Source organism: Streptomyces sp. NBC_01224 (assembly GCF_036002945.1).
Taxonomy (GTDB): domain Bacteria; phylum Actinomycetota; class Actinomycetes; order Streptomycetales; family Streptomycetaceae; genus Streptomyces.
Map to the genome: position 1 here is coordinate 5,765,253 of NZ_CP108529.1, position 25,110 is coordinate 5,790,362.

Annotated in this window: 27 protein-coding genes and 1 pseudogene; 10 read left to right on the forward strand and 18 right to left on the reverse strand. The window is 66.5% G+C overall.

From position 1 onward, the window contains the following. Nucleotides 1-41: 41 nt before the first annotated feature. The gene (locus tag OG609_RS25900; RefSeq protein ID WP_327275013.1) at nt 42-818 is read right to left on the reverse strand and encodes a 2OG-Fe dioxygenase family protein; all 777 of its coding nucleotides are present in this window, start codon (nt 816-818) and stop codon (nt 42-44) included. Between the two features lie 228 nt (nt 819-1,046). Here OG609_RS25900 and OG609_RS25905 point away from each other — a divergent pair, with 228 nt between their 5' ends. Further along, the gene (locus OG609_RS25905) at nt 1,047-1,496 is read left to right on the forward strand and encodes a hypothetical protein (protein WP_327275014.1); all 450 of its coding nucleotides are present in this window, start codon (nt 1,047-1,049) and stop codon (nt 1,494-1,496) included. Here OG609_RS25905 and OG609_RS25910 read toward each other — a convergent pair. The 4 genes from OG609_RS25910 to OG609_RS25925 all read right to left on the reverse strand — a co-directional run bounded on the left by OG609_RS25910 (nt 1,477) and on the right by OG609_RS25925 (nt 4,416). Further along, nucleotides 1,477-1,896 carry an HIT family protein gene (locus OG609_RS25910; protein ID WP_327275015.1) on the reverse strand — a complete coding sequence of 140 codons (420 nt, stop codon included), beginning with the start codon at nt 1,894-1,896 and terminating at the stop codon, nt 1,477-1,479. The genes OG609_RS25905 and OG609_RS25910 overlap by 20 nt on opposite strands. A 315-nt stretch (nt 1,897-2,211) precedes the next feature. Next, entirely contained in the window at nt 2,212-3,420 is a 1,209-nt protein-coding gene (locus OG609_RS25915; RefSeq protein ID WP_327275016.1) for an MFS transporter, read from the reverse strand. A gap of 87 nt (nt 3,421-3,507) precedes the next feature. After that, nucleotides 3,508-3,819, reverse strand: a complete 312-nt coding sequence (locus OG609_RS25920) for an ArsR/SmtB family transcription factor (RefSeq protein WP_385648768.1) — start codon at nt 3,817-3,819, stop codon at nt 3,508-3,510. A 21-nt stretch (nt 3,820-3,840) separates the two neighbouring features. Further along, nucleotides 3,841-4,416 carry a zinc-binding dehydrogenase gene (locus OG609_RS25925; RefSeq protein ID WP_327275017.1) on the reverse strand — a complete coding sequence of 192 codons (576 nt, stop codon included), beginning with the start codon at nt 4,414-4,416 and terminating at the stop codon, nt 3,841-3,843. Here OG609_RS25925 and OG609_RS25930 point away from each other — a divergent pair. Then, a complete protein-coding gene (locus OG609_RS25930) occupies nt 4,359-5,144 on the forward strand; it encodes a hypothetical protein (protein WP_327278417.1) in 786 nt (261 codons plus the stop codon). The genes OG609_RS25925 and OG609_RS25930 overlap by 58 nt on opposite strands. A gap of 214 nt (nt 5,145-5,358) precedes the next feature. Here OG609_RS25930 and OG609_RS25935 read toward each other — a convergent pair whose 3' ends face one another. Continuing rightward, nucleotides 5,359-5,883 carry a hypothetical protein gene (locus tag OG609_RS25935; RefSeq protein ID WP_327275018.1) on the reverse strand — a complete coding sequence of 175 codons (525 nt, stop codon included), beginning with the start codon at nt 5,881-5,883 and terminating at the stop codon, nt 5,359-5,361. A 172-nt stretch (nt 5,884-6,055) separates the two neighbouring features. On the opposite strand from OG609_RS25935, the gene OG609_RS25940 reads away from it, so the two are divergent. The 4 genes from OG609_RS25940 (at nt 6,056) to OG609_RS25955 (ending at nt 8,021) form a co-directional block, all read left to right on the forward strand. Next, a complete protein-coding gene (locus OG609_RS25940) occupies nt 6,056-6,724 on the forward strand; it encodes a hypothetical protein (RefSeq protein ID WP_327275019.1) in 669 nt (222 codons plus the stop codon). A gap of 71 nt (nt 6,725-6,795) precedes the next feature. Next, a complete protein-coding gene (locus tag OG609_RS25945; RefSeq protein WP_327278188.1) occupies nt 6,796-7,164 on the forward strand; it encodes a transposase in 369 nt (122 codons plus the stop codon). Nucleotides 7,165-7,173: 9 nt separating this feature from the next. Next, a complete protein-coding gene (locus OG609_RS25950) occupies nt 7,174-7,608 on the forward strand; it encodes a MarR family winged helix-turn-helix transcriptional regulator (protein WP_327275020.1) in 435 nt (144 codons plus the stop codon). Further along, nucleotides 7,605-8,021 (forward strand): hypothetical protein, encoded by a 417-nt coding sequence (locus tag OG609_RS25955; RefSeq protein ID WP_327275021.1) that lies wholly within the window; start codon nt 7,605-7,607, stop codon nt 8,019-8,021. Before OG609_RS25950 ends, OG609_RS25955 begins: the two co-directional genes overlap by 4 nt. Nucleotides 8,022-8,234: 213 nt before the next feature. On the opposite strand, the gene OG609_RS25960 is transcribed toward OG609_RS25955, so the two are convergent. Then, nucleotides 8,235-9,041 carry an alpha/beta fold hydrolase gene (locus OG609_RS25960; RefSeq protein WP_327275022.1) on the reverse strand — a complete coding sequence of 269 codons (807 nt, stop codon included), beginning with the start codon at nt 9,039-9,041 and terminating at the stop codon, nt 8,235-8,237. A gap of 698 nt (nt 9,042-9,739) precedes the next feature. Here OG609_RS25960 and OG609_RS25965 point away from each other — a divergent pair. Together OG609_RS25965 and OG609_RS25970 are read left to right on the forward strand one after the other, a co-directional pair. Beyond that, on the forward strand, nt 9,740-10,723 hold the full coding sequence (locus tag OG609_RS25965; RefSeq protein ID WP_327275023.1) for a hypothetical protein: 984 nt from the start codon (nt 9,740-9,742) through the stop codon (nt 10,721-10,723). A 32-nt stretch (nt 10,724-10,755) separates the two neighbouring features. Continuing rightward, nucleotides 10,756-11,331, forward strand: a complete 576-nt coding sequence (locus tag OG609_RS25970) for a DUF4240 domain-containing protein (RefSeq protein WP_327275024.1) — start codon at nt 10,756-10,758, stop codon at nt 11,329-11,331. Between the two features lie 75 nt (nt 11,332-11,406). On the opposite strand, the gene OG609_RS25975 is transcribed toward OG609_RS25970, so the two are convergent. Next, complete coding sequence (locus tag OG609_RS25975) at nt 11,407-11,988, reverse strand: hypothetical protein (RefSeq protein WP_327275025.1); 582 nt, start codon at nt 11,986-11,988, stop codon at nt 11,407-11,409. 144 nt (nt 11,989-12,132) lie between these two features. On the opposite strand from OG609_RS25975, the pseudogene OG609_RS25980 reads away from it, so the two are divergent. Beyond that, nucleotides 12,133-12,321 (forward strand): annotated as a pseudogene (locus OG609_RS25980) (transcriptional regulator); the annotation flags it as partial. Between the two features lie 30 nt (nt 12,322-12,351). Here OG609_RS25980 and OG609_RS25985 read toward each other — a convergent pair. From OG609_RS25985 to OG609_RS25995, 3 genes are read right to left on the reverse strand one after another with little or no spacing between them, the layout of a single operon-like run. Further along, a complete protein-coding gene (locus tag OG609_RS25985) occupies nt 12,352-12,621 on the reverse strand; it encodes a DUF397 domain-containing protein (RefSeq protein WP_327275026.1) in 270 nt (89 codons plus the stop codon). A gap of 34 nt (nt 12,622-12,655) precedes the next feature. Continuing rightward, a complete protein-coding gene (locus OG609_RS25990) occupies nt 12,656-12,868 on the reverse strand; it encodes a DUF397 domain-containing protein (protein ID WP_327275027.1) in 213 nt (70 codons plus the stop codon). After that, nucleotides 12,868-13,713 carry a helix-turn-helix domain-containing protein gene (locus tag OG609_RS25995; RefSeq protein ID WP_327275028.1) on the reverse strand — a complete coding sequence of 282 codons (846 nt, stop codon included), beginning with the start codon at nt 13,711-13,713 and terminating at the stop codon, nt 12,868-12,870. The genes OG609_RS25990 and OG609_RS25995 overlap by 1 nt, the downstream gene beginning before the upstream one ends. Before the next feature lie 214 nt (nt 13,714-13,927). Here OG609_RS25995 and OG609_RS26000 point away from each other — a divergent pair, with 214 nt between their 5' ends. Continuing rightward, nucleotides 13,928-14,557: an ATP-binding protein gene (locus OG609_RS26000; protein ID WP_327275029.1), complete on the forward strand. Its 630-nt coding sequence runs from the start codon at nt 13,928-13,930 to the stop codon at nt 14,555-14,557. Between the two features lie 21 nt (nt 14,558-14,578). Here the strand turns inward: OG609_RS26000 and OG609_RS26005 are convergent, their stop codons facing one another. From OG609_RS26005 to OG609_RS26035, 7 genes are all read right to left on the reverse strand, one after another. Further along, nucleotides 14,579-14,923 carry a hypothetical protein gene (locus tag OG609_RS26005; RefSeq protein WP_327275030.1) on the reverse strand — a complete coding sequence of 115 codons (345 nt, stop codon included), beginning with the start codon at nt 14,921-14,923 and terminating at the stop codon, nt 14,579-14,581. 420 nt (nt 14,924-15,343) lie between these two features. Beyond that, nucleotides 15,344-16,696, reverse strand: a complete 1,353-nt coding sequence (locus tag OG609_RS26010) for a DNA cytosine methyltransferase (RefSeq protein WP_327275031.1) — start codon at nt 16,694-16,696, stop codon at nt 15,344-15,346. Nucleotides 16,697-16,705: 9 nt separating this feature from the next. Further along, nucleotides 16,706-18,550, reverse strand: a complete 1,845-nt coding sequence (locus OG609_RS26015; protein ID WP_327275032.1) for a DNA cytosine methyltransferase — start codon at nt 18,548-18,550, stop codon at nt 16,706-16,708. Next, on the reverse strand, nt 18,547-19,374 hold the full coding sequence (locus OG609_RS26020; protein WP_327275033.1) for a hypothetical protein: 828 nt from the start codon (nt 19,372-19,374) through the stop codon (nt 18,547-18,549). Before OG609_RS26020 ends, OG609_RS26015 begins: the two co-directional genes overlap by 4 nt. 65 nt (nt 19,375-19,439) lie before the next feature. Further along, the gene (locus OG609_RS26025) at nt 19,440-21,389 is read right to left on the reverse strand and encodes a hypothetical protein (RefSeq protein WP_327275034.1); all 1,950 of its coding nucleotides are present in this window, start codon (nt 21,387-21,389) and stop codon (nt 19,440-19,442) included. Then, nucleotides 21,386-22,411, reverse strand: a complete 1,026-nt coding sequence (locus tag OG609_RS26030) for a PD-(D/E)XK motif protein (protein WP_327275035.1) — start codon at nt 22,409-22,411, stop codon at nt 21,386-21,388. The genes OG609_RS26025 and OG609_RS26030 overlap by 4 nt, the downstream gene beginning before the upstream one ends. After that, nucleotides 22,408-24,963 (reverse strand): Z1 domain-containing protein, encoded by a 2,556-nt coding sequence (locus OG609_RS26035; protein WP_327275036.1) that lies wholly within the window; start codon nt 24,961-24,963, stop codon nt 22,408-22,410. The genes OG609_RS26030 and OG609_RS26035 overlap by 4 nt, the downstream gene beginning before the upstream one ends. Nucleotides 24,964-25,110 lie beyond the last annotated feature (147 nt).

Genomic DNA, 25,110 nt, shown 5'->3' on the forward strand with positions numbered 1-25,110 from the left:
ACGAGGACTCACAGAGCCTTGCTTTCGGCCCTGTTGAGACCTCATACGGCCTTGACCATGGGGGTGATGTCGACCAGCACCACAGCACGTTCACCCGGGCATGATTCGTTGCCTCGACGGATGGGGTCGACGTGGTGGCTGACCCGCTCGTCATGGATGCCGTAGGACTCCAGCGCCTCCTCCAGGTCGAAGGACGCCTTCAGTAGATCGGGGGACACTTCACCGGGGCCGTTGCCCGAGCAGACCACATCTGCGACGTAGTTCGTTCCGCCGATGGCGTTCCGTTTGTAGATGAGGTGGGCGAAGTGGAAGGGCTCGCCGTCCTGATGCAGGAAGTTCGGCGAAGAAACGGCCGTCCCGTCGCCGTCCTCGACGGAGAGTTTGATGAAGTGCACGCCCACGTGCATGGGCAGATTCCGCTCCCGCTCGCTCCACCAGGTCTGGGCGAAGTCGAACAGAACGATCCTCTCCAGCAGGGGATTGGACTCCGCTCGTGCGGAGATCGCGGGAAAGAACCGATCCATCCCCTTGTGCTCCGGGTTGTAGCCACCCTGGAAGTAGTGGGTGACTTCGCCCAGGCGGGCGTCGCTGACCTTGGGCACCCAGTGCAGCTTCTTCTCCCAGGGAAGAAGCACCGCGCAGGAGTGCCGACGGTAGCGGTGCAGCAGAGGATCTCCGTAGGGGTCCGGCGGGAGGTCGGCGAACTCCTCCTTCAACTCTCCGAGCCAGGTGTCGATGAGGTCCGGCTCGAATTCCCTCGACAGCGAGAACCGTTCGAAACCGTTGGCCGTCAGCGACGGCTCCTGATGCCCCTGCACGCCGAAGCCCCTCCCGTATGCCCCTGTTACGCCTGGTGGGCGATGTGCCCCGCGAGTGACATGCCCAGGTCGAAAGGCTGCCAACCCCAGCGGTCGACAGTCCTGTTGGCGTACCGTCCGGACGAATCGTGATCTCCACGTTCACTACGAGGGCGTCCGTGGGTAGGCTCCAGCGGGACTTGCCGGCCAGGAGGCAAGCGCACCCGCTTGCGACCAGACGGAGATGTCATGACTTCGCCGGCCTCAGCCCCCACCGCCACCGTCACGCCTGAAGTGATCAAGCATCTTGAATTCATCCAGGCGATAATCTCCCGCTTGAGCAACGGATCCTTCCTGATCAAAGGATGGACGCTGACAGTGGCCGGGGTCTTCTTCGGTGTTCTGGTGGGCCGTCCGGGCTGGCCGCTGGCGTCGGCCGGGCTGATACCGATCGTAGGGTTCTGGCTGCTCGACAGCTTTTTTCTGCGTCAGGAGAGGTTGTTCAGGAGGCTCTACGACGACGTTCGCAGGCCGGGAACCGGTGTCGAACTCTTTTCGATGAACGTCCAGCCGTACCACTCGGCGGTGCCATGGTTTGAGGTCGTTCGTTCGTACACGGTGGTCAACTTCTACGGAATGCTCGCGTTGATCGATGTGGTGTTCATCGGATGGGGAGTGGTCAGGGCCCTGACGTCCTGAGCTCCCGGCGCAGCCGGTCGGCGATCTCCTTGCCGACCGTGGCCCCGTTGGACGGCCAGATGCCGCCGAAACGGTCATCGCGCCAGCGCGGCACCAGGTGTACATGCGCGTGAAAAATGGTCTGCGAAGCTGCTGCCCCGGCAGAACTGATGACGTTCATTCCGTCCGGCCGCAAGGTCGTGCGCAGTCCGGCCCCCACAGTCGAAACCGCTTGCATGAGGCTGGCCAGGGGTGGTCCCGGCAGGTCGAAGAAATCGGTGTAATGGGATTTCGGAATGACCAGCGTGTGCCCGACGGCTGCCGGACGGAGCGGGAAGAACGCCAGATTCTCGGCATCCTCGTAAACCGATTCTGCCGCGGCTTCCCCTGCTCCGATGCTGCAGAATTCACATTCCGGCAAAGCTACCTCGCAACATATGAGGAATCGACCCGTTCGCCGGGGTCGTTGCAACCGTCTTCGTGGACCGAATTGTAGGCGGGGCATGGGTCCCCGATGCTGAGGTCTGGGGAGGTCGGTGTTCCGGCGGCGCCCCCAAGCGGCACGTCCGCCTCGGCCGCCGGCGCCGCGCTCGTCGCGGCCGGCGGCCTCCTGGTGATCCGCCGCCGTAAGGCACGGCAGCACTGATACACCGGTGCCCCCGTGCTCCGCAGTCACGAGCACGGGGGGCGCTGTCGTGCGCTGGATCGCCCCGGCCGGGGTGGTGGCCCGGCTGTCTCAGAATCGAACCTCTCCGAGCGTCCCTACGTCCGGATCGGTGAGCGCCGCCTGTCGGCCTCCGACACCGTCCAGGCCCAGCCGCAGAGCTATGACGATCAGCGCGGCAACGGCGAATCCCGCCCCCGCCCAAGCGAGTTGACGGGCACCGTACTCGGCCAGGACCCAGCCCCCGACCGCGGTTCCGATGGTGATGCCGAGGTTCGAGAACGAGATGAAGAGGCTGTTGCCGAACTCGGGCGCGTCGACGGCGTCCCTCCCCAGCCAGCTCTGGCTCACGATGAGCCCGCCCGAGTGCACGGCCCCCCAGACCAGTACGGCCAACACCATCGGCGCGAACAGCGGGCCGACGGCGTACAGGAGCACGTAGACGAGCAGACACAGGACGGGGTAGGCGACCACCGTACGAATCAGGTTGCGCCGCAACAGCCCACCGAAGACGAAATTCCCGAGGATCATGATGACGCCGAACGCCATCAGCATGGCGCTGACCCAGGTGCCGTCCATGTGCGTGACCTGGCCGAGGTACTCGGCGAAGTAGCCGTAGACCGAGAACATCGCCGCGAAGACGAAGACGACCGACGTGATGGTCAGCCACATCCGGGACCGCTTGAGAACGCTCAACTGGGCACCGTAGGATGCCCGTTGCCCGACAGGCATCGACGGTACGAACCGCAGGATGCCGAGGAAGGCGATCAGGTTGACGAGCGCGCCGAACCAGAACGCCGACGCCAGGGACACATGCTCGGCGAGGTACGAGGTCAGCGGCACACCGAAGGCGAAGCCGACGGTGACTCCGCCGAACACGGTCGTCGTGGCCCGGGTCGCGTCTCCGGCGGGCGCCAGCCGTGCGGCGGTCGCGAGCGCGACCGCGAAGAACACCGGATGGAAGAGGGCGGGAACGACGCGGAAGGCCAGCATCACCTCGTATTGCGTGGTGAGCGCGTAGACGGCATTGGAGACGGCGAACACCGCGATTGCGGCGGCGAGCACCTTCTTGCGGTCGATGCCGGAGGCGAGCAGCGTTGTGAACGGCCCGGACACGGCGATGACCAGGGCAAAGACGCCGACGAGCCATCCCGCGGCGGACGGAGTGACACCGAGCTCGGCCGAGACCTGGGGGAGTACGCCGACCATGCCCATCTCGGTGGTGATGATCCCGAACACGCCCAGGGCGAGCACCAGGACGGTGAGGGAGGTCTTTCTCATGGCGACCCTTCATCAAATCTAGAAAAGTAGATGCATTGAGTTGTCGAACAGGGCGGGTGTACGGAAATCGAGTGGGCTACAGGTGGGCTACAGCTCGTCGCGGACGTGCGCGGCGAACTCGGCGATCACCGTTTCGTTGCGTCGGTAGTACGTCCACTTGCCGATGCGCTCCGAGGTGAGCAGCCCCGCGTCCTTCAAGGTCTGCAAGTAGCCGGACACCACCGACTGTGCCAGCCCGGCACGCTTTTGGATGTCGCCGACGCACACGCCGATGTGGAAGCCGAGCCCCTGCTGCCGGTAGGAGTCCTCGTCGAAGTACTTCTCCGGCTCCTTGAGCCACTGCATGAACTGCAGGCGCGCGGGGTTGGCGAGCGCCTTGTGTACGGCCAGCGGATCCACCGGTCTGCCTCTCCATGCTCTCTACAGGAACGCATCTAGCTTTCGCGATACGTAGTGGCAAGTCAAATCGATCCGCGTCGCCCGCCCCTTCCGACAGCTCTGAGGAGTCAGAACGATCTTTCCTTGCACCCGGTTGGTCTCGCTGAGCTCATGGGCCTTGGCCGCGGCTTCCAGCGGCAGCACCTGATCGACGGCGAGGTGGAGGCTGCCTCGTTCCACCAGGTCGGCGATGCTCTCCAGATCGGCACCGGAAGGGTTGAAGCCGAATTGGACGAACCGCAGACCGTGGAGGTGGGCCTGCTCCCGGGCGGCAGCCCGGTCGGGACCGGTGCCTCTCACGTCGATGAGGATCCCGTCCGGCGCGAGCGTATCGAGTGACCGGCGTCCCGCCTCGGGGAGGCGTTTGTTGCCGACGTGCCCGCTGGGAGATGCGGTTCTGCCCCGAGCGCGTAGTGGTGCTGCCCCGGGTCTGCCCCGGGGGCGCTTTTCAGAGGCGGGCCGCTGTTGTGAGCATGGAGACCGGCCAGGAGGAGGGACATATGCGCGCACAGTCCTCGCTGGAGGCGGAGTTCGCTCACGCTCAGGCAGCGCGGTCACGGCGGAGCGGCGAGCGAGGCGGAGCGGTGGCGGTGAGCGCCGGACCGCAGCCGCCGGGGGCGCTGCTCGCCCTGCAGCGCAGCCTCGGGAACGCCGCGGTCACAGCCATGATCAAGCGAAGCCGCCACGAACACGGCCCCGGGTGCAGCCCGGCCGACTCCGGCGGGGCCGTCGGTGTCGGTGTCGTGCAGCGCGCCAAGAAGAAGGACTGGAAGCTCGGGTCGACGAGCAACGAGCTGGCCGCCGTGAAGACGGCGCACTCCAGCGGTCCACTGGTCGATACGCTGCACCACATCATTCCCAAGTCGCTCTTCCAGCCGTTCCTCGCTGTGCTGACCCCCGCTCAGGAGCAGCAGATCAGCAACACGCTGGCACCACTCGCCCCGAAAGCGTTCGGCACGTCCGACGTCGACAAGGCACTGAAGAACATGCCGACCAACTTCCGCGTCGGCCCCCGGCCCGAGGACAGGACCGACGACCCGGGGGACGGCCTCGACCTGAACAAGGACGCCAAGGGCAACACCACGCCCCGCTCCGCCGAGCTCGAGAACGCCTTCAATTACATGACGGCCGCCATCAACGCGGGGGCGGTCACCCAGGCGGACTTCGAAAGCAAGTTCCTCGCCCCGGTCGAGGCGGCGTGCAAGCTGCACGGGACCAACATCGACATCGACCCCACACGGGGGACATGGTTGCAGGACAGCAGCGGCAAGTACCACATGCCCTAGTGTGTTTCGAAAGTGCTGGTCACAGCCCGACCCGAAGGGGGCGACCGCGCCGGTGCGGGCCCTGTTGGTCCTGACGAACCGAGAAGTCGCCCGCTGACCGACGATCTACACCGAAGTCATCCGCCCACAACCAGCGTGAGCACACCGACACCGACGCACACCAGGCCCGTGACCCGCCACGTAACGATGCACACCACTCACTCTGCGAGCGTGACTACAAGGAGGAGACCGCCTCCCCGTCCCGCCAAGCGATCCGCGTCGGCATCGGCTCCCCCACCACCGAGTCCCGCAGGAACAGCGGTGTCGAGCCGGCCATGCTCAGGTAGCCGTTCACACTCCGCGTGAGGGCGAGGCCGTAGCCGTCGGGGGTGTCCGCCCAACCCGTGCGCGTACGAGCAGCCCCTCCGTCCCTCGTCGCCCAGCCCCACTCGCGCCACACCCCCGTCACCAGGTCGAAATACCGGTCGGGGGTGTCCGGCGTGGTTCCCAGGACCCAGTACCGGATGTCGAAGGTCGCCCAGCCGTCATCGGGATGGTTCAGGTCCTCGGGCAGGACAACCCCGCGGTGCAGGCCCGCGTGGGGCAGGTCCGGATGCCTTACGACCTCGCCCGCGATTGTCAGCGGCGTCGCGGTGTCGGGGACCTCCGCCTCCGGCGTTGTCGTCAGTCGCCGACGCTCCGCGTCGACTCCCTCCTCCGCCTTGGATTCGAAGGCCCCAGACGCCGCTCCTTCTCCCACTGCCAATCGTGGGCGAGGTCGTTAGCGCCAGCGACAGTTCCGGGGGCAGCGCGCGGAGCGTCTCCGTGAAGTGCCGTAGCAGCTGGGTACGGGCCTCTGCCTGTGTTCTCACCGTTCTCACCCGCATAGGATGCCCGTGACCAAGCGAGAGCGGGGGGCTCCAGTGGGTGAAATGCCAGGTGCGCGTGAGGAGTTGGACCGGCTCGGGCGTGCCCTGCGTGCGCAGTTCGTCGAGCTGATCGACGAACTGACCCCCGGCGCCGACCTCGGCCTCCTCTTCCTCGACGAGCCGAACGTCGCCGACTGGCACGAGCCTCTGCGCTACAGCTACTCGGCCGTGTTCCGTGGGGAACGCCCCGAAGGGGTCGGCGCTGCCGACGTCGCCTCCCGGGCGGCCGGACTGCTCAGCCCGGCCGACTGGGACATCGCGGGGCCTCAGGAGGAGATCGACGGCACGAAACGCACGTACGTCCTCACCGCCCGCCGCCCCGACGGCACCCGCATCGAAGTCCGCACGGGCGACCACAACTCGGCCGTGCTCTACAGCGGGCAGACCCCCGCCCTGGCCCTGCGCGAGCCGCAGGAGTTCCAGTGGCCGGAGCCGGTCCGGACGCCCGAGACCCTCACGCCCGGCTACGTGCTCTGCTACGAGTGCGACGGCCTCGGCGCCTGCCACGGCTGCGGTGGACGCGGCTGGGTGCCCAGCGAGCCCCATGGGCGCAGTAACTGCCGCCAGTGCGGCGGGCAACGCGTCTGCCCCATCTGCCGGGGCGGGGGCCAGTTGGCCGTCTTCCAGCTGTCGCCGTACCAGCTGACCTACTACCCCGAACTGAGCCAGTAGCCGCTATCCATGACCTGTTTCACAAGTGGATCAAGGTCTTGCGGTGATCAACTCTCCTGGCTCGGGGGGATCTGACAGACGCCCGGTGGGCGGTGCTGGAAACGTTGTTGCCGAAGGGCGTCAAGCCCGGCCGGCCGTCGGTGCACAGCAAGCGGCAGCTGATCAACGGCATGCGGTTCCGCACGCGCACCGGCATCCGGTGGCGGGACCTGCCGGAACGCCATGGGCGGTGGGAGACGGTGTACGGGCTGTTCCGGCGCCGGCAGCGCAACGGCACCTGGCACCGCATCTTCGGGCAACTCCAGGCCCAGGCCGACGCGAAGGGCCTGATCACCAGGGAGGTCTCGGTGGACTCGACGATCGCCCGCGCCCACCAGCACGCGGCCGGCGCCCGACTGCGGTTGGGGCTGACTTGCAGCAGGTTATACGAAATCGTATAGTTCGAAATCGTGAAGTCCGAATCCGTGCCATCCGAGTGGTCGGCCCTGCTCGCACTGCAGCGGGCCACCCACGCCACCCTGCAAGTACTCGCCGCGGAGCTCGTCGACCTGGACCTGACCCCCTCCGAGATCAACGCGCTGGCCAATCTTGCCGACGGCCGGGGTCGGACTGTGTCCGAGCTCGGCGTGGCCGTGGGCACCCGCCCCACCACGCTGACCAGCGTGCTGGACCGCCTGGAACGGCGAGGCCACATCACCCGCGGCACCCGCCCGGGAGACCGCCGTGCGGTGCTCATCGAACTCACCGCCTCCGGCCGCGTGGCCGCCGCCACGATCCGCCAGGCCATCACCGACCTGGAGCACCGCGCACTCCACGGCCTGCCGGCCGACGCGATCGCCTGCCTTCGCGCCGCCCTGCAGGCCCTGACCGAGGTGTCCTCATGACCACCCAGCCCGCCGACTTCGACGCACTGATGGCCGAAGTAACCGCGACCGCAGGGAAGTTCGGCCACCGGGAGCACGTACATCTGACGTGGCTGGCCGTGCGGCGGTTCGGTACGCCTGCGGCGGTCGGTCTGGTCAGCGACGGCATCCAGCGCACCGCCCGCTACGCGGGCGCACCCCAGAAGTACCACGCGACCGTCAGCCGAGCCTGGGTGGAACTGGTAGGCCACCACGCGGCCGAACACGGCGACGACGACTTCACCGCGTTCGCCGACCACCACCCCGTCCTGCTCGACAAGCGCCTTCTGACCCGCTTCTACCGTCCGGCGACGCTGGCCGACTCACAGGCGAGGACTGGCTGGGTCGAGCCCGACCTCGCCCCGTTCCCATGGCAGGACTCCGATCGGCGGTAACCCCGGGAGGAACAGGCGCGGTGACCTACGCCTCGGCCTGCCCCACGCCGCGCCGGCCCAGATGTACGGGGTTGACCGTTCCGCAGTCTCCGGTGCGGTCCGCGAGATTCGTCCGCTCCTGACATGCGGCGAGGGTAGTGCCAGGCTCTGACATCCGGAGTCGCTCTGCCGGTCAGAGGCAGGCAAGGCGGCTGACGGAGCGGCCCGGACGCCTCATGCGTGGAGAACCTGTTCCGCCATCTCCCGGACCGCGTCGGCCAGGGCGTCAGGAGCGGTGAGGTGGGCGACGTGTCCCTGGCCGGCGAGTGTGACGATCCGCGCGTTCGGCAGGGTTGCCGCCAGGTCGGCCAGGCGCTCGCGCAAGTGGGCGGGACTGAGGTCTCCCTCGACCAGGGTCGTCGGCATTCCGAGCGTCGCGAAGCGATCGATACCGACGCCGAGCGCGTCGATCGCCTCGTCATCGGCGATCAGCGCCTCCGCGTGGGCGGAGAGTGCCGCTCGCACCCGCTGGTCGGCGAACATCGCGTCGACCACGCCTGCGGGCATGCGGACGATGTCACGCATGTGGATGCGCATCGCCCCGACCGGGTCGCCCGCGTCGAGCGCGGCACGGGCACGGACTCCCGCCTCTCCGGCCACCAACTCCCGGGTGGGCATGGGAGGTTCGTAGAGGAAAAGTCCGGCGAACGCCGACGGTGCGAGCAACGCGGCTTCCATCGCCGCGACGGCACCGGAGGAATGCCCCACGAGAAGCACGGGGGGCTTGAGGAGTTCCGCGACGGCGACGATGTCGGCTGCCTCGACGGCCATCGAATGGGGCAGTGCGATGTCCGCCCCGGGAGCGTAGACCCGTCGGTTGATCCTGACGACACGGAAGTCGTCGGCCAGTTGGCGGGTGACGCCGTCCCAGGTCGTCGCGTCTCCGCCGCCCGGGTGGACCACCAGGAGGTTCGGCCCGCGACCGTCATCGAGAGCGGTAATGGGTCGACCGTCATCGGATGATGCGAGAAGCTCAGTCATGCGCACAAGTCTGTACCTGCCGGCCGACATCGCGCCGAGAGTCTGCCGACATTCCGCGCTGCCGACAGCGGTCGCCCCTCCCGGCGGCTGCCCTTCCCGGTAGCCCGCCAGGAGAGCCGTCCCCGCTGGTTGCTACCGACGGAGCCCCGTGGCACGCACCGCTCATCACCTTCCCCCTTCGCAGACCAGGAAGACCCACGACGACCGAGTGAGCAGCCCTTGGCACTCCGTGGTCCAAACCGCTCTCCGATACAGCACCCGAAGCCTCACCGAAGCGGCGAGCGAGGGGCGCAGGCCCCGGCCGCAATGGGTCCGCCGCCGCGTGGACGTCTACTGCTTCCCCCGCCACAACCGCGACCGCGGGGTCTCACGGGATTCCGCCCTGGCGGAACGCCGATCCCGCCAACGCCTCCGCGCGCAGGCGGGGACCATTCGGCGCCTGGTGAACACCACCACCGGAGAACTCGCGTGCGAAGCCGCAGACATGGTGGACGTACCACCGGCGAACCACCGGCACAGCTCGATCTGGCTCGCCTGATGGTGTGAAATCCCGTTCGCATGGTGGGAGATGGAGGCGATGCGGTACGGTGACGAAACCATCACGCTCTGTGCGCCTCCGTGCACATGGAGCGGCCCCCGGCGGTGCGTCAACACCAACCGAGGGCCTTCATCACCAGTGGAACCAGAGGCCACCGGAAATGCTGCGTCATGCTATCGCGCCGTCCGCGCGCTATACGAAGGCATCGCACGATGTCGTCCGCCATCCGCGTCTGAACAGTGACGCGAAAGTCCTGCTCGTGTACGTCCAGGGTCTTCCCGAGGACGCCACGGACAAGTCCCTGAGCGAACTCGCCCAGAAGCTGGGCATCAAGGGCCGCGCGTACCAGAAGGCGAAGCAACAGCTGGTCGAGCACGGGTACGTCCACGAGTGGCGGAGCCAGGGCAGCGGGGGCCGCTGGATCACTGAGCAGCTGGTCGCGAACAACCCTCTGACGAGTGAGCAGGCGAAACACCTGCGAGGGGCCGTGCCCGCCGCCCCGCCGCTGCCGAGTACGCAGTTGCCGACCGTCGGCGAACCGACTGCCCGGTCGGCCGGTGGCTATGAACCGGTAGAAGACCACAGTGATAAGACCACTCCCCACCCACCCTCCGAAGCCGAGCCGGCGACGGACCCGGATCCCGAGCCGACGGCGGAGTCGGCCGACTCCCCCCAACTCGCCCGGGCGGAACGGGTCCTGCTCTCCCTGCGCCACTCCCGCCGCGAATTGCACCTGGGCGTACGGGAGGCCCGCGCACTGGCTGTGGAAGCGGTCAAGTGGCTGGAGCGCGGCCTGAGCGAGTCCGACCTGCGCCAGGCCTTACTCGCCGAACGCCCGCAGGACGGCGTGCGCTCGGCGGTCGGCTTCCTGCGCTACCGCCTCATCCAGAAACTTCCCGAGCCCCAGGCCCCGCTCCCGCCGTACGAGCCCGCGCCCGTCCGTGAGCTGCTGGAGTGCGAGGGCCCGGGCGAGAAACACGTCTTCCGCCCCCTGGCCGACGAGACGGAATGCGCACCGTGCCGCCGGTCCACAGCACACGCGACCTTCTACGGCGCCCGCGCACCGGAGCCCGACCGCGTCCCGTGGCGGGAGCGGATCGCGAGAATCAACGGGACGTCGACGGCCCTGCCCGCGCGGCAGTAGGACTGTCCGACCCGACTGCCATAGTGCGGCCCATGGATGAGAACTCCTTCTGGGCCCTGATGGAGGGCTCTCAGCAGCAGACCGGCGACCCGGACCAGCGGCTGGAGGCACTGCGTGAGCAACTCAAGCAGCGGTCACTGGCAGAGATCGTGCAGTTCCAGTCGTGCCTGCACCAGGTGCGACGGCGGATCGACACGTGGGAGATGTGGGTCGCCGCCGAGCAGATCCACGGAGGATCGTGCTCCGACGACAGTTTCTGGTACTTCCAGTTCTGGGTGCTCGGCCTCGGCCGAGAGACGTACGAGAGGGCGGTGGCCGATCCGGATTCGTTGGCGGAGTCCCCGAAGCTGCGCGCGCTGGCCGGACGCCCCCTGCAGGACTGGTCGGACGACGAGTGGCCCGAGTGGGAGTCACTGGACTACGTCGCGGCCGAGGCCTTCGACATGCTGACGGGCGAGGAGGAAGGACTTGAGAAGGCACTGGAGGCCGAGGGCCTGGACCTCCCCTGCAACCCCGAACCGAGCGGCGAGGCGTGGGACATACGCAACGCGGACGAAGCGTCGCGTCGGCTGCCGCGTCTCAGCCGGATGTTCCCGCTCGCCGGCTGAGTCCACGGGGGAAATCTTGAGAGAGACGGCCGCCGGCTCGCCGTTGACGAGAACGGGGCATCCCTGGTGGTTCCGCTATCCGGCCACGGCTGTACGCCTCGCCGCCCAGAAACGGTAGACAACCCAGCCGGCACTGAACACAGCGGCCGTCCAGACGATGACCTCGGCGAGAACAATTGCCGGGGTCAAGGTGAGGTGCGGTCGGGGCGGTAGCACGACCATCTGCACGGCAGCACCCACCGGAACCGTCAACGCCGCAAGCAAGCCGATCAATCCAGGCCGCCGGATGGCTGCACCCACCGCGCCCAGGACCAGCCCGAGCGGCAGTCCCGCCACCCACCACCTGACCATCTCCGTGCCGGCCCCCGAGGCGAAGGCGTCCGTCACGTAGTACGCCCCCGTGGCAGCGATCAGCGCCAGGGCCCCGACCAGCGCGCCTCGGACCGGTGTCCCGGCCAGCCAGCCCACCGCCACCGCCAGCGCGGCCCAGGACCAGCCTGCGTCCATCAGCAGGCTGAGCACCTTGGCAGCACTGGCCCAAACGGTGCCCGCAAGAGGGGCGCCGAGCTCCCCGTACGGGGAGGAAAGCGCGTTGATGAGCGAGGTGGCCGCCCCGAGTCCCACCCCGGCCGCAAGAGCACCCATCGTGATCTTCATACCGGGAGAGTATCCAACCGACATTCACGGAAGACTGCGGAGAACCTGTGATCCGGAGGCACTGCCGGCGAGAGGGAGGTCGAGATGGCACGCAGGCTGCGGTTCAACGGCACAGGCAGCGGCGGCACCGGATGTCCGTCACTCCATGGCTTCTGGAGCTTCGACGGCCGCCTCGTGATCACCGAGGACTGGCATGCCGAACTGTGGCTCGACGACGCGGACACCATTGCCACGTACCAGCGGGTGTGGCAGTCCCTGAGTGGATCGGCCCTGTTCGGAGCGGAGGTACAACACGTGATCGCCAGGGCGCGCCGAAGCCTCGACCTCCGCTGACGGCGGCTGCCACGCTCGATCGAGGCTGACCTACTGGGTGCGCAGAGAGGCAACGAACCGTGCCCATGTGTCGCGACGTACGGCTATGTGCGGCCCGCGAGGTTGCTTGGAGTCCCGAACGCCAACCGCCGATTGCAGGTCCGCGACCTCGACGCACTCCGTGCTGCTGCCGCCGCTGCGACTGCTCTTCCGCCACTGGGAGCCGGCGGAAGGCTGATTCGTCATGAGTACACCTCCTCGTGGCCTGGAGAGAGCTGGGTCCCGGGCAGTCTGCCGGTGGCGGCCCTGACTGCGAGGCATCGCGGACGCCACCCCTCACACAGGAGGTGGCCTATCACGCGCCGAGCTGCTGGTGCTGTATGGCAGTGAGGAACCCCTCCCATGATGCATTGCCGAATGTCAGCATCGGACCGTCAGGGGCCTTCGAATCGCGGACCGCGGTGGCCTGTGGAAGGTGGGCGGCCTCAACGCACTCGGTGGTGTTCGCTCCGCTGTATGACGACTTGAACCAGCGGAGAGGCTCGGGGGAGTGAGGAACCGAAAGCATTACATCTCCTTGCGAACGCGCTCGATCAAGGCCGACGACGCGGCCATGTCCAACGCTTGTGCACGCAGGTAGTCGAACGCAAGTCTGTATCGGTCGAGTTCTTCGTCCGTCTCCATGAAGAGCGGGCCGACATGCAGGTCGACGTACACGACATCCAGGCTTGCCTCGACCCCGCCGAGGATCACGAAACTTCCCAAGGCCGCGCCGTGGGCGCCCTTGGAGAACGGCAGGACCTGCAGGGTGATGTGTTGCGAGTTGTTGGCTTCCAGCAGGTGACTCAACTGATCGCGCATGCTCTCGGGGGATCCGACGACGCGCCGGATCACCGACTCGTCGAGGATCGCCCACAGGTGGGGTGGCTTCGGCCGACTCAGGATCTCCTGGCGCTTCAAGCGGATATCGACGAGACGCTGGATCTCCTCGGGCGCCAGACGCATCTCGCTGGCACATTGGATCGCTGTGCTGTAGTTCCGTGTCTGCAGAAGGCCGGGTACGTAAGTGCCGGAGAAGTGGTCCTCGCGCACTGCCTCGTCTTCGAGCGTCAGCAGGAGATTCATGTCAGCGGGGATGGAGTCGGTGTACGGCCCCCACCAACCCTGCTGCTTTGCGTCCTTCGCCAGGGCGACCACGGCATTCCGCTCCGCGTCGGTCGCGTCGTACTGTCGGCAGAGGGCGTCCGCGATGGGCCATTTCACTGGCCCTTCCTGGGTCTCGTAGCGGCTGACCGTGGCCTTTGAGATCCCGACGAGCCGTCCAGCTTCCTCCAGCGTCATGCCTTTCCGTGCGCGCAACTTGCGCATCATCGCGCCGAGCTGTCGACGTCGTGTTGTGGTCCTGACGGACATGGAGGGTGGCCTTCCGTTCCGTGTGCGCTGAGGCTCTCCGGCGCCAACAAGGCTATGTCTGAGACCCGTTGCCGAGATCTGGATTCACCCGATCGATTCTCGTGAGAAGTTTCATCAAGAGACTTCTTGCTGCCATACTCGCAAACCTGGCCACTCAGCGCAGTCGTTTGGATACGGCAGGTGCAGGGCTGATGTGGCGCCGGAAGGAGAGTGCATGTCCGGACACGACAACAGTTCGCAACTCCGCAGCGTCCTGCCGTTCGAGGCCGAGCCCGCAGCGGTCCGGGACCTGCGAAGAGCCGTCAGGGGGCAGCTTGCGGAGTGGCGCTTGCCGGCTTTCGCCGAAGAAGCTGAGCTGGCGGTGAGTGAGCTGGCAGCCAACGTGATCAAGCATGTGGGTAGAGGTGTTGCTGCCACCCTGGTCCTGGAGGCGGTAGGGGACCGGCTGCGGATCGAACTCCATGACAAGAGTTACCGCGTGCCAGTCCTCGGAACGGTGGCCTGCGACGACGAGTGCGGGCGGGGTCTGCATCTGCTTGCCGGCATGGCTGCCGACTGGGGAACGCTGCTGACTGCGACGGGGAAGGCTGTCTGGTGTGAGCTGTCGGCCGACCCGGAGCTGAAGTGCCGCCGGGTGCAGCGTGCTGAAGCGGCCCTGACGAAATACCGAGGCGACGTCGGTGCACCGCCTTTGCTGCAGAGTCGCTCCGCTCAGACCCTTGAGGAATCTGCCATCGACCTCATCGCGGATGTCCTGCACTGGGTCACTTCCCGGGGCGGCGACCCGGACGGGTTGCTGGACCGGGCGCAAATGCACTTCGAGGCGGAGGCAGAAGCGGCTTGACTCTGGGCGTCTGCTGCAAGGTCAGACGGAAGCTCGGATCGCGGCGGCCAGCAGGAACGTCACGTCCTCGTGCCGGCCGGCGTTGCTGAAGGCTGCCGCGATGTTCAGGACAGCCTGTTTGTCTGTACGTTCGGCGGCGTTGATCAGTATGGTCTCGGCGGCGTCCCGCAGGTCCGCTGAGCGACATGAGCTGACGGCTTTAAGAATCTCGTCTGCGGAGTACGACGCACCTGCCCGCCAGAGCACGAGGTCCGCGTCGCGGCCCCGGCCGTCGGCGAGATAGCGAGCCACCACTCCGGTCTCCGTCCATGCGAGCTCGGCGGCTTCTGCAGGGTGCCGGTCCCCCTTTGTTCGGGGGACCGGCACCCTCATCTGTTCCTGCAGCCCTGAAAGTTCGCGCCGACGGACCTTGCGGCGAAGGCGCTGCGCCCGCCTCACCGGTGATTTCTGAACGGCGCGGGAAGCCGGCTGCTCCGCATCGGCCGGGTCGTCAGCAGGCGGGTACCCGACGCTGCAGCATTCGCAGTGTCTCTTCTGGGCGTGGGGTGACTCCCGGGAAGTGGGCGCGAGCCGGGTGGGCGTCGGTGGCGGCCGTAGTACCGCTACGAGCTGGCGGACAACAGAACCGTCGGCCAGGGAAGGGCCGCTGCTTCGTCGATGTGCAGGTTGTCTGGAGGAGCTTGGCGAGTGCCGTTTCGGTTATTTCCGCCACGTCGGGATCCCTGAAGCTGGATCCGGTCCGATCCTTGTAGTCGGCGCAGGGGGTCGAGGTGAGAGTCGCTCCGGTTAGCCGCGCAGGAAGGCGTGGATCGAGGACGCTATGGCTGTGCCGAGAGGGATGGGCACCGCGTTGCCGATCTGGCGGGCGATGTCGGTCTTCGAGCCGCACCAACGGAAGTCGTGAGGGAAGCCCTGAATGCGGGCGGCCTCGTAGTGGGTGATGGGGCGGGCGGCCGTCGGGTGGAGATAGCGGCCCTTTTCCGGCTTGAAGAACTCGGTCCGGATGGTGACCGAGGGCTCGCCCAGGCGGAGCCGACCCATCACGTCACCGGTGCCGGAGTTGTGGTTGTCCCAGCTCTCGGTCGACAGGTAGGCCACCGCGGTCTTCACGCCCTGAGGGTTCGGCTCGCCGAAGATCCTGATGCGGCCGTCCTCGTCCACGGTGAACCACTTTCCCCGCAGATCTTTACGGTTTCCACCTCGAGGGATGGCTCTGTAGCGGGCGATCGACAGCGGCTCCGGATTGCGCCCGAAGTGCAGGTCATGAGTGGTGAAGATTCCGAGGACGCGAGCGTTCACGTCGGCGACGTCTTTCTTAGAGTCCGGAAGCTCGGTGCCCCGGAGCCTCAACTCGGAGGACTCCTCGAACACGCTGTCCACGGCGCGCCAGTACGGCAGACCCACGTCGGTGCCGTCGAGCGCCTGCGCCGAGCCGCCCTTGCTGCGTCGTGGGCGTCGGACGTGAGTTGCCGTAGGGTACGCCATTGTCCGACCGCTGTCGATGTCTTTTCGGACGCCGATGACGATGGCGCGGCGACGGGCCTGGACCGCGCCGTAGTCAGCGGCGTTGAGGAGGTACCGCTTGATCCTTCGTTCCTCCGTGTCCGTCGGCTCGTGGCCCGGCGGGTCGACGAGTCGGTACTCGGCCAGCCGTCCGCCTTCGCCCACCTCTTTGAGGAGATTACGGAATTCGTCCGACTTCAGGAATCGATCAACGTTCTCGATGACAAAGACCTTGGGTCTGATTTCCTCGACAACTCGGACGTATTCCTCCCACAGGCGATTGCGCTCGGTGCCCTTCTTGATCCGGTTCAGCGCAGAGAAACCCTGGCAGGGAGGACCCCCGACAACGACGTCTGCACTCAGCTCGTCCGACGTCGGCTTCCAGTCCTCGATGTTCTCGAGATGGATACGTGCCGGTGGAACGTTCTGGTCCCCCCGGCCGCTTCCGAAGTTCGCGGCGTACGTGGCAGCAGCAGCCGTGTCGTGTTCGACGGCCGCGATGCTGTGGAAGACCGGACCTCCGTCCGGCGCTGTGGCTGGACGGAACTCGTGAAAGCCCTGAGTGAAGCCCCCGCAGCCGGAAAAAAGATCAAGGACGGTGACGGGCTCGGGGTCGCGGGGGCGGGACGTACGCATGGGGCGATCTTAGCTTCGCAGAGCGGCTGCTATCGCCCGGCCGACGGCACTTGCCAGAGGGGGCGGCATGGCGTGACCGATCTGCCGGTACCTGGACGTTTTGCCGCCGGCGAAGCGCCAGTCCTCGGGAATCGACTGGATCAGGGCAGCCTGTTCGACGGTCAGCTTGGGCAGGCCGTCCACGGGGAAGTCCGGGCCGGGCGGCTCGTTGCCGAGGCTGCTGCCGTTCACGCCGAGTGCCTCCCACGCCTTCTTGCTGCCGGTCGGACCGAGGTCGGCTCCACCGCGCCGGTCGGAGCCTCCGACGAGGGCGGGCGCAATGCGGTCGGCTCCCTTGACCCAGCGTTCCGCCCCTGGCCAGTCGTTTGCAGACATGGTGGGTCCGAGTACTTGGCCCACGGTCGGTGGTGTCCTGCCGGCAGGCTGGGGCCAGGAGAATCGGGAGTGGTACGGGTCCTGCAGCGCGACCAGGAAGCCGCTGCGACGGTTCTGCGGCACTCCGAAGTCGGCTGCGTTCAGGACTGCCCAATGGCACTCGTATCCCGCCTGCACGAGGGCCTCTGTCATCCATGAACGATCTGCCTCGAAGTCCGGGCTCCCGACGAGGTCGGGGACGTTCTCCAACAGCACGGCCTTGGGCCTGATGATGCGGGCCAGGTCAATCGTCGCTCGAAGCACCCTGCGCTCGTCGGTGTCCTCGTCGCGTCCGACGGTGGCCATCGACTTGACGCGTGGGAGGCCACCACTCAGAAGGTCGACTCCGATGACGTCCTGGCGCTCGAATACCCGGAAGTGGGCGAGGTCCATGCAAATGACGTCCCACTCGGGACGGTTCGCCTCGATGGTGAAGCAGGCGTCGGCCTTGCTGTCGATAAGAAGTACGGGCTCGAAACCGGCACGCTCGAGTCCGAGCGCCTGTGCACCGCATCCGGCGCAGATCTCGACGGAGCGGAGTCGACGGTCAGGCACTGACACCACCCGGGTCGAGGTCGTCCGAGACATCGGTGTCGCTCCCTCCGGTGCCGCCTGGCTCCCCCTTCCCTCGAAGGCTGTTCCCCGTGCGGTGTCCCTTGCCCTGTTGCCGTCGATCTGCAGGGCGGCGAGTCGCTGCGCGTCGATGGACTCCTGGGCCACAGCGTGCAGCTCGTCGTCCAGCGCTGCTCCGGCGACGCCGTCGAAGAGAACGAACGGGGCGAGCCTGAGCAGTCGCTTGAGGAAGTCGCGGAGAGTTTCGCGTTCGTTCAGTCCCTGCAGGTCGAGGTCTGCCCAGACTCGCAGGATGGCTCCGACCATATGCGGACTGCCACCGAGCGCGGCTCGGCGTGCGTAGATCTGGTCGAAGGCGGCCTCGCCAAGAATCTTCAGAGCGCCGTACGGTTCTGAGGCGTCGGAGGAGCGTACGAGCTGGGCCCGCCACCAGAGCCGGCCGAAGACGTGTCGAGTGAGATCCGTACCCAGAACGCGGTCCTTCGGCGGCTGGGGGTAGCGCCAGAAGGCGACGTCGGGAAGGACGATCAAGGCAAGGAAGGCCCAGACATCGCGGGCGGCGGCCTCGGCGGGCACCATACCCATCTCGGCATGCAGGAGCGCGGCGAGAGCCAGGTCGAATTCGGCATTGCGCGTGCGGTCGGAGTCGTCCGGGAAGCCTGCGCGCTCGGCAAGGTCGACAACACCCTCGCGCAGTACCCGCAGCCGGTCGGCGGAGACACGGTCGCCGCCGGTGGCCACATACACCGCTGACTCGTGGGCGAAGGCCACTCGCCCGGTCAGCTCGGGGATCGGTAGCTCTCGGTATTCGGCGAAGAGGGGTGCGGCCTGTTCGGCGAGCAAACGCGGGTAGAGGAAGCTGATCACGACACCTCGAAGATCTTGACTGCCGCCTGCAGATCCGAGGCGAACAAGGACGGCGACTGGCGTTGGCGCAGGCGAATGTCAGTGATCGGCTGGTCGGGAAAGAGTTGGTCGAACAGACTCAGCAACGTCGCGCCCAGTGAGTCTTCGGGGTAGTCGGAGTCCTCGGTGAAGTCCTCGTGGCCGAGCGCGTGCTCGACCATGATCCGGGCGGCGTCCGCGTACACCGCGGAGAGCACCACCCGGTCGATCGGCCGAGGCTTTCCTGCGTTCTCGAAGGCGGTGGCAGTGACCGTGTTTCGCTCGTTGACGAGCAGGAGGAGAGCACCCATGGTGGCGCTCTCCAGGCCGCCGCTGATTTGCAGGTGCCAGGCCGCGTAGTCGGGGAAGGACGTACGAGCGAAATCGATCACGGCCATGGGGAACTGTGGCGCATCACCCTGGAGACGCAGCGCCTCTCGATCACTCCACAGGATGGAGCCGGCTCTGCGGGGAGAGGAGGGGCGAGCGTCGGTGCGCCGTTCGGCCAGGACGAGAGCGGTATCGATGAGGAGCAGACCGCCCAGATCAGCGCCGCGAAGCTCGACATCGATCTCCACCGGGACGATGCCTGCCTGGGGCAGGCGCAGATGTTGGCCCGGTCCGCTGAGACTGGATCCGGTGGCAGTCCACACGGCTGCGAGCATCAGCGCCGCGTCGGCCGGGAGACCCGACTGCGCTCGGGCCCGGTCCAGGTCGATTCGGACGGTCCTGCGCAGGCGCAGGTCCATCTGGTAGTCCCAGTCCGGCAGCGCCTCCGGCAGGGTGATTTCGCCGTCCTCGGTCACCAGGAGCCAACTTTCGGCGGCGACAACGTCGTCTGACGGAGTGCGGTACGGAAGAACACGGCGGGTCACGACGACTTCACCGCCTCCACCTTGATGCCGATCTCCGTCATCGTGTCCGGAGCCGGGAGAACGAGCACACGCCAGAGGGACTCGCCGCCCTCGATCTCGAACGCGTCGGAGCCGTGCACTTGTCCGTCGCTGTCCTCCCAGCCGACGAGCTCAGGCATGCTGGCGCCGATGGGCGGGTCCGTCTCACGCCCGCCGCTACCGGGCAGGGTAACTGCCAGATCCACCTGGACCCGCTGTGGCCCGGGCGCAGGGAGGCGGAACTCCTGGACGAGGAGGGACGTGTCCTCGCGATCTTCGTAGTACGGGTCACCGACGTACTGGACCCGCGGGCGCCTCCGCGGCGCCGCGGCCCGCCCGCTTTCGCCGGGCCCGCCGGCCGTTGCGTCCTCCGCACTGAGTGATGCCGTCTTCGGGGAGTAACGGCCCGTGCCCAAAGGCGCAGTGCTTTCTTCCTCGTCGTTCACCTTCGACTTGCGCCGCGTTGTGATGCTGCCCGGCTTGGAGTACGCAGTGGCCCCACCTATGCCCCAGGCTCCGCCCACCAACCCGGAGAAGAATGAACTGGCCGCACCCAGCGCGACGCTGCTTGCTCCAGGGCGTGCGACACCGCCGAGCGAGAGCAGATTGTCCAGCGCCTCGCCAATGCGTCGGAAGGTCGTTTGCACGAAGGTACTCTCGGGCCTTTCGAGGGACTGCGGGTTCCAGGCGTCGTGCGTGGGTGGCTCGGCCCTGGCGTAGATCTCGTCCATGGACTCGTCGGCCCGGAAGACCCCGGCGTACCCCTGGTTCACGCTGGGCGGCTTGGGCCCGGGCCGGTAGGTGACGACGAGTTCGGCAGGGCGCATCAGGCAGACGTGATGAACAATGTCCTCGATGTCGACCATGCGGGAGGCCCGGCTCGGCTCCAACGGAGGCGTGATCCGCTTTTCCAGCCCGAGGCGCCCGAGATAGCGCTTGGGGCGATTGCAATGCAGCTCACCGCCGTCCGGGCCGGTCATCTTCTCGTAGGCGGCGACGAACATGTTGAGCGGGCGGGTCTCGCGGGGATCCGGCACCGGGAAATCGACGCCGTCGCACGTGACGGAGAAGCGCATATCGGAGGGCCTGCCGCCCGTATTTATCATCTTGGGCCAGAGGTGCCAGGCGATGGACTCGGCCAGGTAGCCGGCCGCCTCGACTGGCGTGAGCTCGTCAAGAATCGGATCGATGACGACGACCATCGTCCCGGTCTCCTCGGGCCCGAAGGGTCGGAGCCCGAGACGTCGCGCCACGGCTTCCGCGTCCTGGCCTGTCAGCGGCTCGACGACGGCATCCGACGTGTCACCCCACCAATGCCGGCCGGTGTGACGGCGATTCCCGCCGGACTCGTTCGCGACATAGCTCTTCCAGAGTGTGCATCCGATGAGCCTGGTTTCGTAGCCACCGTGTGCGGTGCGGCAACGTGAGTGCACAAGGATCGTTCCGGCGTTGGACAGCAGGTAGAAGATGCCCTTGCCGAAGCCGTACGTCCCTCCTCCCAGGGCGTTGTCTCGAGGTTCGCCAATGTTGCGGATGAAGGACACGAAGTCGCGCTCGAGGTCGAAAGCGTCGGCACGGGTGGGGCCTCCGAGCCCGCGCGTGCCTCGGTCGGACACGGCCATGACCCGGATTGAACTGCGTCTGAGGACTTCGTGCAGTGGGAAGCTGTCGCGCTCGGCGGGCGCACCGTTGAGCAGCAGTTCACGCCACGCACCGGCGTGGGCCGGGCCGACCGTCCACATGTCGATGCGGTAGTCGACGGGAGCGGATGACTCCGGAATTCGAGCATCCCAACTGTTCTGTGCCGACTCGCGCACCAGGATGGTGAGCAGGTCGAGCTCCGGTCGCCCAAGCTGGTTGCGAATCCCCTCGGCGGCACTCGCACCCTCCGGTGGGTAGGGCTGGGAGACCCACTCGGGTATCGTCACACGGACTCCTGGATCAAACGGTTGATCAACTGGGGCACCTGGTCGAGCTCCAACGGAGCTGGGGATTCACCGGACAGATCGATTGTGTACTCGACATCCAGTGCCGATACCGGGACGCCGGCCGAGACAAGGGCTTCCCCCGTGAGACCGGGGAAGTCGGGGCCGACTCGGTACCAACGCTCCTCGCTGACGGAGAAGCGGATATCCCGGTAGCGGTCGGCGTCGGCCGGGCGATATCCGGCATCGGCAAGGAGGTCGATAAGCGCACTCTCGTCGTCACACAGGCCCAGCACCTGCCCGATCAACTCCGCGAAGCCGGTGCCCACATCGGTTGCGGTGGTCCTCCGGAGTCGGAACCAGGCGAGCCAGAGCGCTCCCCCTTCAGGGGCTTCCAGCTGGTCCAGCCCGTGGATCCGCGGTCTCCGCCCTTCCGTCGAGGTGCTTGTCTTCACTTCGACAGCAGTCGTTCCGGCCCAGAAATCGTGGCGGTATCTGCCCGGACCGCACCACAGGCGATGTGCGCTCGGGTCCTTCTCAAGAAGCTGTTTCAGAACCACCAGCTCGCCGAAGAGGCCCGCAAGCTGCTCGGGACCCAGCGGCACTCCTTGCGCGCGGAAAAGCGCCTTCCACCGATCGAGGACGGTGTAGAGCGCCTTGACCGGGTTCTCGGGCATCTCCCTCGTTGCACTCAGCACGTCCACGCAGAGTTCCGTGAAAAGGTCTCTGAAGTCGTTGCGCAGACACCCGAGGTCGGCGTAGTTCTGGTAGCTCTCCTCGTCCTCCAGTGCACGCTTGCGCAGCTGCAGCACAGGGCCGTCGAGGCCGAGGCGGATCTTCCGGTGAGCGTGTATCGGCACCAGAAGATGACGATATCCATGGTGATCGACTGCCGCCACCAACGGACCCTGCTCGGTGTCGACAGGCAACGCAGTGACTCGCAGCCGGCGCTCCCCACTGGTCTGTTCGGCCTCTAGCGACGTCCAGCTGTCCCCGACGATCCTGCGGAGCGTCTCGTCGTTCATGCGTCCTCGTCGTCGAGGAGGCTGAAGTCCTCCTCCTCGATCCGGACGTTGGCCAAGTTGGCAGAGATGTAGCCCTCCACCTCGCTGTCGCGATCTCTCGGTGAGGGGAAGACCAGACCGACGCCGATCACATGCTCCTCAGCGTTCAAGGGCGCACGCAGCTTCTTCGAAGGGTTCGGCTCGGAGAACTTGTCGATCGGGTACAGAACCAGCAAACCGGTGTTAGGCAACTGCTTCTGACGCTCGACCGTTATCTCCTTCTCCGTCAGCTTCGCGGTGTCCCCTGCCAGGTCAACAGCGGCATCGCGACGGCTCATCAGTGTCTTGATGTCAGCGAAGTCCGGGCCAGGGTTGGACAGATCCAGGCGGGCACGGTTGACCCGTCCGACGGTCACAATGGGCGTAAAGCTGAAGTCGTCCCCCTTTCCCCTCGGAGTGCCGACGATCGCGACGTTCCACCGCCGCAGCGAGCCGGCTGTGACTCGCTTTCGAATGTATCCAGTGATCAGGTCAGCATTGTTCTCTTGGGACTTCTCGTGGAACCGGTAGGTCGACAGGAACTCGGTGACGATGTCATGCGGCACATCGCGGAACACGTACCGGCCCGCCGTCAGGCCCTCATCCACTTGACTCGCGTTCGTGACGGAGGCAGCAACCAGAGCATTCGCGGCGTCGATGTTCCCACGCAGCCAATCGGCGTTGGTGTGGAAGAAGTGGGTCTGGACCCGCTTGCCACCGTAGGAAGAGGCCGCCGTGACGGCGTCGCGCATCTTGGCGGCTGCGGTCACACGCAAGGCGGGGTGTGTCCGCAGGCGCACCGCGAACGTGAGCGGACTCTCGGCCTCGGTCAAGTAGACGTCGATGTCACGGCGCATCTCGGTTTCGACGGTTGCCAGGTGTCGGAACCACTCGGCCAGCTCGTCAGTCATCCAGATGCGCGGCAGGTCGGCGTAGCCGTTGCGGAATCCGAACCAACGCCCCATCTGCAGCAAGGTGTCGTACGCCGAGACTGCTCGGACGAAGTAGCTTACGGACAGGCCCTCCAACGTCAGTCCTCGCGAGAGCGTGTTGCCGCCCACGGCGATGGCCACGACCGGACCGTTCTCGTAGTCGAGGCGGTCCTCGCTGCTGGAGTTGTCCATGATGATCCGGCAGCTGTTGAGTACTCCGGCCAGCTCGGGAGCCAGCTTGTCGAAGGGCACCTTGGTCTCGCCGAAATCCTCAGCAAGGACACGCGCAGCCTCCTCATCCCAGAGGTCTCGCAGACGCGATAGGAACCTCGCGTCCGTCAGGGACCGTGCGGCACGGTCACGCAGAAACTCCAGCGGTCTTCTGAAGCTGTTGTGTACTGTTGTGTTGACGCTCGTGTGTATCAGCATCGTGTTGTGTGGGTTGCCGGCACCGCGCACTCGTCGGGCAGCGGTCACCATCCAGAAGTACTCGACAGACCGACGCAAGGTGTCGGTGATGACCGGCTCGAAACCGTCGACATCGGCCCGTGTCCCCGGGCGTACCGCCGGCACGTCCTCGTCGGGAACGGACCTGATCATGTCGTACCCGTCGTCGACGTCCTCCGGGTCGTCTCCGTCGAGCGCGTAGCGTCCGAACAGGACCTCAGTGCCGAAGTGACCATCCGGCTTCGGCAGGTTGACGACGAAGTCCTTGGGATACAGATTCTCGGCGCTCGGGTCGATCAGCAGGTTCGCGAATGGCGAGGCGGTGTAGCCGACGTATGCGGATCGCGGCAGGCTGCTCATGATGTTGAGGATCAGCGGGTTGATCGACCTGGTGGCCACTGTCGCCTGGTCGGCCTCATCGTCAATGATCAGTGCCGGGCAGTCGGCCAGGTAGTCCGAGGCTTTGTCGAGCCACTTGGCCAACTTGCGGAGGACTGTTGCGTTCTTCTTCACGACGCACAGCACATGAGTCTTGTTGTTCTTGCCGAAGTACGAGGCTGGGTTCTCGTGAGGGGTGAAATCGTGGTCGAGGCCGGTCAGCTGGGACCACAGCGAGGGGTTCGGCTCCACGAGCTGCTGGACAAGGCGGGCCTGCGTCTGACGGCGGAGGCCGTTATGGACGCCGGCCAGAACGATGAACAGCTTGTAGCCGCGGTCGGCAGCCTTGGCCATGACCGAAGTGAAGTTGGTCGTTTTGCCCGACTGCACGTAGCCGACGACGAGCCCCCGCGTGGCGAACGACTTCTCCTTCGGGTGGTTCAGCAGCGACACGACGCGACTGGAGGAGTCGTCGAGGTTCTTGATCGCAGGCTCCTCGGGCCAGCCGTCCTTGCGGAGTAGCTCGACGATCGCTGGCCAGCACTTGTCCTTCGACTGGGGGCCCGTGTACCAGGTGATGCGATTGTCTCGAACAACCGCATGTGGCTCTTCGAGCTCCTTGATGCGGAGGGCCTGCTGCTCGTGCCTCTCTCGAATCCGCTCGACGATGTCACGGCTGATGCCGAACTGCTCGAGTCGCTTGACCGCCTCCACGGGAGGGAACGACTCCAACAGAGCCTTGAACGTGTCATACATTGCATCGAATTCATCGGTCATGAGAGTCGACCGTTCCCCGTTCCTGTCCACTGGAGCCAACCACCCCGAACCTCTCCGCATCCGCCGATCGCGGGCACGCCAAGGAGCAGACGGTCGCCAGGCCCCTTGTATGGCATGTACACCCTATTGGGTGAGATGAGCACTGAC